At 55.7% G+C, this 8186-nt stretch carries 8 protein-coding genes and 1 pseudogene; 4 read left to right on the plus strand and 5 right to left on the minus strand.

Translation table 11 applies throughout. From position 1 onward, the window contains the following. The first annotated feature begins 38 nt into the window (after positions 1-38). Positions 39-290, plus strand: a complete 252-nt coding sequence (locus P0O24_RS11845) for a hypothetical protein (protein ID WP_316969964.1) — start codon at positions 39-41, stop codon at positions 288-290. Positions 291-343: 53 nt separating this feature from the next. Here P0O24_RS11845 and P0O24_RS11850 read toward each other — a convergent pair whose 3' ends face one another. After that, positions 344-2527 carry a HEAT repeat domain-containing protein gene (locus tag P0O24_RS11850; protein ID WP_316969965.1) on the minus strand — a complete coding sequence of 728 codons (2184 nt, stop codon included), beginning with the start codon at positions 2525-2527 and terminating at the stop codon, positions 344-346. 244 nt (positions 2528-2771) lie between these two features. On the opposite strand from P0O24_RS11850, the gene P0O24_RS11855 reads away from it, so the two are divergent. Further along, positions 2772-2996, plus strand: a complete 225-nt coding sequence (locus P0O24_RS11855; RefSeq protein WP_316969966.1) for a nucleotidyltransferase family protein — start codon at positions 2772-2774, stop codon at positions 2994-2996. Positions 2997-3212: 216 nt separating this feature from the next. Next, positions 3213-3380, plus strand: coding sequence for a hypothetical protein (locus P0O24_RS11860; RefSeq protein WP_316969967.1), 168 nt, complete (start codon positions 3213-3215; stop codon positions 3378-3380). Positions 3381-3625: 245 nt separating this feature from the next. Here the strand turns inward: P0O24_RS11860 and P0O24_RS11865 are convergent, their stop codons facing one another. The 4 genes from P0O24_RS11865 to polX form a co-directional block, all read right to left on the minus strand. After that, positions 3626-3751, minus strand: coding sequence for a hypothetical protein (locus P0O24_RS11865; protein ID WP_316969968.1), 126 nt, complete (start codon positions 3749-3751; stop codon positions 3626-3628). A 501-nt stretch (positions 3752-4252) separates the two neighbouring features. Continuing rightward, positions 4253-5104, minus strand: a complete 852-nt coding sequence (locus P0O24_RS11870; RefSeq protein ID WP_316969969.1) for a class I SAM-dependent methyltransferase — start codon at positions 5102-5104, stop codon at positions 4253-4255. Between the two features lie 421 nt (positions 5105-5525). Beyond that, positions 5526-6005 (minus strand): hypothetical protein, encoded by a 480-nt coding sequence (locus tag P0O24_RS11875; protein ID WP_316969970.1) that lies wholly within the window; start codon positions 6003-6005, stop codon positions 5526-5528. Between the two features lie 81 nt (positions 6006-6086). Beyond that, positions 6087-7805 (minus strand): DNA polymerase/3'-5' exonuclease PolX, encoded by a 1719-nt coding sequence (polX, locus tag P0O24_RS11880; protein WP_316969971.1) that lies wholly within the window; start codon positions 7803-7805, stop codon positions 6087-6089. Positions 7806-7917: 112 nt separating this feature from the next. On the opposite strand from polX, the pseudogene P0O24_RS11885 reads away from it, so the two are divergent. Further along, positions 7918-8186: pseudogene (locus P0O24_RS11885) on the plus strand (RNA-guided endonuclease TnpB family protein); the annotation flags it as partial.

Consider the following 8186-nt stretch of genomic DNA (forward strand, 5'->3'; position numbering starts at 1 on the left):
ATCCTCGTTAGAACATGCAACATCATTGAATCCAGGTTTTGGACCTCTTCGACCCATCTTGCTACACCCACAATGAGATAGAACGTAATAGTATAAATAACATCAACTCACTGCTGGTTCACTACCACGGCATGAGGCACGCCCTCCTCCAGGGGTACACCCTGGGGGAGCTGGCGCCGGAGATCGGGGCCCTCGTCCTCTTCTCGGCGGTCCTGGTGCCTGCAAGCCTCTTCGCCTTCAGGTATGCGGTCCGGAAGGCTAAGATGGAGGGGACGCTGGTGCATTACTGAGAGAAAGAGAGAATGGCAAGTTTAGAATACGGAAGATACAGCCGTCCTATGGCCTACTTGTTACCTTTTGCCCAGCCCGCAATTCGGCCCCAGGCGGCGCTAAGATTCACGCCTTTTTCAAGCGTGATTTCGTGTTCGTATTGGAGAAGATAAGGTATGAGGGGTAAAGTTACTTTCAGCTTATCTGCCGCTTTAATCCTTGTGTCATCGACGACCTTTGATAACTGATCAACGTCGCCTGAGGTTAGAAGATCCCGAAGCTCTTGATGCTGAATGGAAGACAATACTTGCTTTACCAGGTCCAGCATATCGTCCATTTGCTGCTGGTTGCTCTTATCGATAATAGCAGAGATGATGATCTTTTCGTTCTCATCTATACGATTGAGTAGCGTTGTTGACAGCTCGTTCAGGTCATATTTTAGTTCATCTAATTTAGCAATTATTTGATCTGATTTTTCATCTCGCACCGCCATCTCGATATTGGGCTGAATGTAAGTCAAAGCAAGTTCGATCTTGCTCAGTTTATCTCCGATTTCCATTTCGTCATCAATCTCAGCTACGATTTCGCAGGCGTAACTTCTCTCTTCTATTGGTAGCAGTTTGCACAACTTTATCAAAATAGATGCGATTCTGGATGCGGATCTATCAGATTTCAGATAATCTTCGGAGAGTTCCCCAGCCAACCGGTTAATCTCCGAGCCTAGCGGTTCGAAAGGCGTGCCAGTGCCTCGGGTTTGTAAGCATATGGCTTTCGCAGTCTTCTGAATCTCATCTATCGTTTCTTTTATCCTATCATCGATTATCGGCAGCCCTCTCTTAATAAGCCTCGTCGCTCCAGGTGCCCTCTCTTCGGTCTCGTCCAGAAGCTCCACGGCGCGGTCGCAGTATCGCCTGTATGAGTTGAGATCGCATTTTGCAGCTTCTAACCCCCTTTCCCGAAGACTCTGGGTCTCTTTCAGGGCATTTGATAAATTCTCGATCGCTTCCAGCAGGTCTTCTCTGCTCTTCGATCCTTGTGATGCACGTTTTGCCTCTGCCAGAGATCTCTGTACCTCTGCTTCAGAGCCCACTTTCTTGAAGGTAAGAACGTAAAACGACCGATAGAAAGGAAGACAGAATTCGGCCGGATTGTCGAACGAAGCTTCTGCTGCGGATTTCTCGAAATATTGCAGTGCGTTTTCCAGCTCATTCCTGAAGTCCTCCTCACCCTCGGCCACTGTAGCCTTAAATATCGAGGTCTTTCCCAGAGAATGGTTTGCAGAAACTCGCACATCTTTGTCCTCGTCGCCGGTCAAGCGAATCAGATCTTTACGGGCGGACTCTTTGTCGGGGACGGCGGCGAAGGCGGCGCCGATAGCGCCGGCAGCCACCCATCGGACAACGCTCTCCTCGTCGCCGGTCAATCGATGCAGATCTTGCCAGGCGGACTCTTTGTCGGGGACTGCATCGAGGGCGGTGCCAAGAGCTTTGGCAACCCCCCATCGCACAAAGCCCCACTCGTCGCCGGAGAGTCGATGTAGATCTTGCCAAGCAGCCTCTTTATCGGAAAAGTGAGGAAAGACTGCACCAAGAGCTTCGGCTGCCTCTGATCGCACATAATAGGGCTCCTTGTCGCCAGAGAGTCGGTGCAGATCTTGCCAGCCAGCTTCCTTGTCGGGGATGTTGGGATAGGCGGCGCCAAGAGCTTTGGCAGCCCTCCATCGCACAAAGCTGTCCTCGTCACCTGTCAATAGATGCAGATCTTTCCAGGCGGACTCTTTATCGGGGACAGCGGCGAAGATGGCGCCAAGAGCTTTGGTGGCACTCGATCGCACATTGCTGTCCTCGTCGCCTGTCAATCGAATCAGATATCGCCAGGTAGCGTCTTTGTCGGGGACGGCGGTAAAGACGTCGCCAAGAGTTTTGGTGGCCCTCCTACTAACAAAGTCAAACTTGTCGTCGGTCAATCGAAGCAGATCTCGCCAGGCAGCGTCTTTGTCGGGGACGGCGGCGAAGGCGGCGCCAAGACCATCGGCAGCTCCCTCTCGCACAGAGCAGTCCTCGTCACCTGTCAATCGATGAAGATCTTTCCAGGCGGCCTCTTTGTCGGGGACGGCGGCGAAGACGACGCCAAGAGAGAGGGCAGCCACCCATCGCACAAAGCTGTCCTCGTCGCCTGTCAATCGAATCAGATCTTTCCAGGCGGCCTCTTTGTCGGGAATAATGGCAAAGCTATTGCGTAATTGATCAACTGCCATTATGCAATCTTCGACTTTGTCGCTTGAGGACTTTCGATGTGTCTCCGCCTGGTCGACCAAATCCCTACACCACAGACCCTATAGCATCTCGCATTTAAAATTGTTTTTCATATTTTGCCTGAAGAATCTGGATGTTCTGCATCCGAAAATATATTTATCTCGGTGGCGATCACTATAATATCCAGTTACAGCGAGTTTCGGATAACGCCTGCAGACGAAAACCCCATGGTGGAGGAACGAAATAATGGACCGCCACGAGGTCTTGAAGCTTCTCGAAGAGCTGAAGGCCGAGATGAAAGAGACGCTGGGAGATAATCTGGTCCAGCTCCTCCTCTTCGGCTCCTATTCGAGAGGGGATTTTTCGGCGTCCTCAGACGTGGACCTGGTAATCCTCGCGGATGGGGAGCTGAGCCTGGCGGAGAGGGATGCGATAGACCCGGCATTCCGCAGTAAGTCTATGCAAAATTAAGATTTTATTGCTTGCCAAAATGTGCATAAATTCAAACGTTTAACTCAAATTTTGTTTAAAATAATTTTACTAGAATTTGTCAACACGATATTAACAATTCAGTATATTATAAAAATTTAATAATTATATTCTTATTCTTTATGAAGCTGGCCTTATTTGATCTCTATACAGAGTCGATTGATATCTATTCTCAAAAAATCGATAGCAGGAAAATTAATGAGCGTTCAAACCGTTAATGCGAAATGCCGGATAGACGATCTGATCGCTGAATACTCCCTGAGGCATGACTTGGTGATCTCGGCCATCGTCTATCCCTCGAAGACCTTCCAGGAATGCAGCACCCCGTTTCTCCTGAGCGTGAAGGAAGACGGGATAGCGATATGAGGTACCAGCTGCCATCTCCCCGGCTGGAAGGTGAAGGTCGATGGGACGCGGGTCCAGAGCTGAAGATCGAAGAGCCTGTCGGCCGCCACATAACATCAGTTTGACTGGCGGACGGCTCGACCTGAGAACTCGGTGGGAGGGAAAAATCGAGAAATTGAAAGAATAGCAGCCCTGGCAGATCCACCGACCTGCAGCCTGCGGAAGGCCTCAGGGCTCGGTCTTCATCCGGTCATGAGAGAATGGCTCTAATTTCCGTGGCAGCACTTGTGGGTGTGGGTGTGGTGCTCGGCGTCGTGGACGTGCTCATGCTCGTGCTTCTTTCCCTCGTGCTCGTGGGCATGGACGTGTCCATCTTTTGTATGGCAACACATTTTATCTTCACCTCCTTCTTCCTATCTTGTATAACGTAGAATCCTATTTTTGCCTATAAAAACCTTTTTGCGCTCAATTTCTAAGAAAATAGTCAATTTCATGAGGGGAAATCCTCATCAATTGTGGAAATAAACCCGCATTTACGCATAAGTCTTCGGCTCAATTCTGCCGAACTGATGAACGAGTATGAAAAGAATTTATATTATTAGGATTTATTAACGGAATTCATCCCGAGATCTCCAGACCCGGCGGCCTCAGGCCGGATCGGATGGTCAGGGGACGTTGAAGGGGACCGTCTATCCCGGCCCTTATCTTCCCCGATCGGCCCTCGCAAATCGGCGGAAAGTGATATCCGATCTCGACGATTCAGTCCCATTACTTGCATAAGCGCCCCCGTCTCTATGGCGGACGAAGGTCAATTGGAGGGCGAAGTAGACGGACCTCATAAACCCCGCCCCATCGGTAGCAGATACCGCCCGGAAGGTCGCGGCAGCATCGCCTCAGGGCCGCTCCACCTCCCACCAAATCTTCACCCTCGTCGACGACGCCGGCAGGACGAGGACCCCGTTATCCTTCTGGAGGACCCGGCCGAGGTGATCCCTCACTATCGCCTCCTGCTCTGCCGTCGTCGCCCCGTACTGGTGGCGGAAATGCTTCATCGCCTCCTCGAAATCGGCGAACCTCTGACTGTGCTGGAGGCGGAAGGTCCGGACGGAGGGGTAGATCCCCATCGAATAGAGGACGTTGTAGAGGACGTCGCTCTTGGGGCCGGGCTGGTAATCTTCGCCGTGGAGCCTCGGCCAGAGGTCCCGGCAGTCCCGGTCCCAGTGGGTCTCCCCGGCGAAGTGGTAGAGGTAGATGGTGCCGCCCGGGGCGGCGGAAGCGATCATCTTCTCGATCGCCGCCCGGATGTCGGCCATCCCCAGGGAGAAGGAGGCGATGACTACGTCGTAGGGGGTTTCTAGGTCCTCGGCGACGGAGACGTCCTCCCACCGCTTCTGGACGACGTCGATGTTATCGACCCCCTCCTCCGCCATCTTCTCTTTGAGGACGCAGACCATTCCTTCCGCCGGCTCGACGGCGGTGACATGTTTGACCCTTTGAGCGAAGGGGATGGCGAGGGTGCCGGGGCCGGCGCCGATGTCCAGGACCCGGGATTCGGGGGTGAAATCGGTCCCAGCGATCGTCTCCTCGACGCGGTGGCGGTTCTCTTTGGACATATCCCAGAACCTCTTGGCGCTCTCTTTGCTCTCCCAGATTCTCGCGCAGTCCCGGGCTGGGGTCGCCTTTCGGCTCCTCTTCAAAAGGTCGGTCCAGACGGCGTTCCAGTCGATCTCTGTGGTGGGGTTCATCGTGATATTCACCTCATTATTTCATCGTTCAGATGACGCCCGTCGCCTCCGAGGGATGCGATGGTGCGTACCGGTGTCGCTCGCGGCCGGCACCGCAGATCAGGGCGGCGGGTCGGATGCGGGCGATTATGCTCATCTTTGGCGGAAATCCTCTGATTCTCCCGGAGAGATGTTTCATGGTTTATGAGTTTTTCTATAATTATTAACATCAAGAGAGATCAATAGAAAGAAGACGTACATTTCAGCGAGGAGTACATCTCGTCTATTACATAATTGTATAGAATAGACTCGTACCGGCAGATCCTTCTCCAGCTCTCCGAGCCCCAGTCCCTTGGATGGGGCGGCAAACGGGCTTCAACCCACCCCCATCAGTTTTCACCCCAACCCCATCAGTTCAGATTTCTGGGGCCGACCTATCCCACTATAGCCCCAGCACCTCGACCGTCGCCCTCGCCTCGGCGCTCCCCGCGGCGTTGGCGGCCGATATGGTGAAGGTCGTCGTCTCCTCCGGGAGGACGACGAGACGCCCCTCCCGGGCGACGGCGCCGATCCCGGGCTCGATGGCGACCTCGTCGGCGAGGCTGACCCCCGAGACCCTCCAGGTGAGGGTTGAGCCCTCACCGGGGATGACGGCGGTGGGGCTCGCCTCGAAGACCTCGATCCTCGGGGGCGCCGTGCCGTAATCCTCCCCGGCTCCAGGCATCAGATCCAGATGGTAGAGGGCGAAGAGGAGGCCGCTGAAGACGGCGGCCATGACGGCGACCCCGAAGAGGAAGCGCTTCCAGTATCCGGCTCCTGCGCCCTTTCTATCCCCGCTCCCCCTCTCACCCCTCCCGTCTGCCCTCATCTCAGAGCCCATATCGAACCGCCATCCTCCGATCCCGTCCTCCACCCTTCCCAATCTTCACGATCCCATCCTCCTCTCTTCATGATACCCCTCTCTTCTCTCCCCTCAGCTTCTCTACCCTCAGCTTCTCTCCCATCAGCCGCGATGGAGATACCTCAGCAGGTCCTGCAGGCCCAGGGTGTTGATGACGTCTCCCTTCTCCAGCCAGCCGCGCCTCGCGGTCTTGACACCGTACTCCATGGCCGAAAGGCCGCAGGTGCTGTGGGCGTCGGTGTTTATGGCGAGCTTCACCCCCAGCTCCTTCGCCCTCCGCGACCACCGGTCGTTGAGGTCGAGCCTGCTGGGGTGGGCGTTGATCTCCATCGCCGTGCCCGTCCTCGCCGCCGCCTCCAGGACCCGTTCCAGGTCCACCTCGTAGGCCTCCCTCTCCCCGATCTTCCTTCCGGAGGGGTGGCCGATGACGTCGACGTGCTCGCTCTCCATCGCCTCTATGATCCTGCCCGTCATCTCCCTCTCCCTCTGGTTGTAGCCGGAATGGACCGAGGCGACGACGACGTCGCACCTCCCCAGGATCTCGTCGGGATAGTCGAGCTTCCCGTCCGCCCTGATCTCCACCTCTGTGCCCACCAGGATCGAAAAACCCTCCACCTCGTCGTTGAGCCCCGCTATCAGGTCCATCTTCTCCACGAGCCTGTCGATGGCGAGGCCGTTGGCGATGGCGAGGCCGTGGGAGTGGTCGCAGAAGGCCATGTACTCGTAGCCGAGCCTTTGGGCTTCATAGACCATATCCTCCATGGTATGGAGGCCGTCGGACCAGTCGGTGTGGACGTGAAGGTCCCCCTTGATATCCGAGACCTCCACCAGCCGGGGAAGTCTTCGAGCGAGGGCAGCCTCCACCTCCCCCTGATCCTCCCTGATCTCCGGAGGTATCCACTCCATCCCCAGGTGGCGGTAAAGGTCCTCCTCCCGGTCGAAGAAGATCTCCTCGCCGTCGGCGACCCTCGTCAGAGAGTACTCGGAGAGGGAGTAGCCTTTCGATAGGGCGACGTGCCGGAGCTTGACGTTATGCTCCTTGGAGCCGGTGAAGTACTGGATCACAGTACCAAAGGACCGGTGGTCGACGATCCGCAGGTCGACCTGGACCGTCTCGTCGACGATCACCGACGCCTTAGTCGGCCCCTTCATCAGCACCTCCTCCACCCCAGAAAGCTCGACGAAGGCCCTTATCACCGCCTCCGGCGAGCTCGACGTCGCCAGGATGTCGACGTCGCCGACCGTCTCCCTCCCCCGCCGGAGGGATCCCGCCAGGGTGAGGTTCTCGATTCCTGCCACCTTCTTAAGGCTCCCGAGGATCTTTTGGGCGATGGGGAGGGCCACCCCCAGGGGGATCCTATCGGACCGCTTCTTCCACCTCTCTATCGATCTCAATATGTTCTTCTCAGAGGTGGGGCCCATCCGGGGGAGCCTCCTGACCCTGTGCTCCCTCGCCGCCGCCTCCAGCTCGGCGACCGTCGATACCCCCAGCTTCTGGTGGAGCATCGATACGGTCTTGGGGCCGAGCCCCGAGATCTGTAGAAGCTCAGCCATCCCCGGAGGCGTCTCCCGGAAGAGCCGTTCATGGCTCTCGATCTTACCAGTTCTCAGATATTCATCGATCTTGGCGGCGATCGCCTTTCCCACTCCGGGGATCGACTCCAGATCGCCGCGGCGGGTTACCTCATCCAGGTCCGTCTTCATCGACTCCACAGACCGTGCGGCCCTCCGGTAGGCCACGACCTTGAACCCGTTCTCCCCCCGAAGCTCCAGGAGATCTCCCATCTCTCGGAGGAGGCGCGCCACCTCTTCGTTCTTCACGGAAATCTCAGCAGGATGCCCCCGACTTCAGTCGGGGGAGGAATGCGCGCCTACTCCCGCTTCTCCTTGGCACCGAAATGTTCATCTTCATAGATGGTATACATCTATACACATGATGCAGACGCTCAAGGTCAAACTTGAACCTACTCCAGAACAGGTTCAAGCTATTCGCGAGACGATGCATCAGTTTAACGCCGCCTGCAACTTCGTGGCTGACAAAGCGTTTGAGCTTCGTACCGCCAATAAAATCGAGTTGCAGAAGGTCGTTTATTATCCGATTCGGGAACAATTTAACCTCTCCGCTCAGATGGCGGTCAGAGCCATCTCTAAGACCTGCGAAGCCTACAAGAGAGACAAATCGATCAAACCGACCTTCGATCC

Origin of the sequence: Candidatus Methanocrinis alkalitolerans (assembly GCF_029167205.1) — an archaeon.
GTDB classification, from domain to species: domain Archaea; phylum Halobacteriota; class Methanosarcinia; order Methanotrichales; family Methanotrichaceae; genus Methanocrinis; species Methanocrinis alkalitolerans.

Bases quoted from the DNA above. Each gene is read 5' to 3' on its own strand.
- P0O24_RS11850 (WP_316969965.1), bottom strand. From the start codon at position 2,527: ATGGCAGTTGATCAATTACGCAATAGCTTTGCCATTATTCCCGACAAA.
- P0O24_RS11855 (WP_316969966.1), top strand. From the start codon at position 2,772: ATGGACCGCCACGAGGTCTTGAAGCTTCTCGAAGAGCTGAAGGCCGAG.
- P0O24_RS11860 (WP_316969967.1), top strand. From the start codon at position 3,213: ATGAGCGTTCAAACCGTTAATGCGAAATGCCGGATAGACGATCTGATC.
- P0O24_RS11865 (WP_316969968.1), bottom strand. From the start codon at position 3,751: ATGTGTTGCCATACAAAAGATGGACACGTCCATGCCCACGAGCACGAG.
- P0O24_RS11870 (WP_316969969.1), bottom strand. From the start codon at position 5,104: ATGAACCCCACCACAGAGATCGACTGGAACGCCGTCTGGACCGACCTT.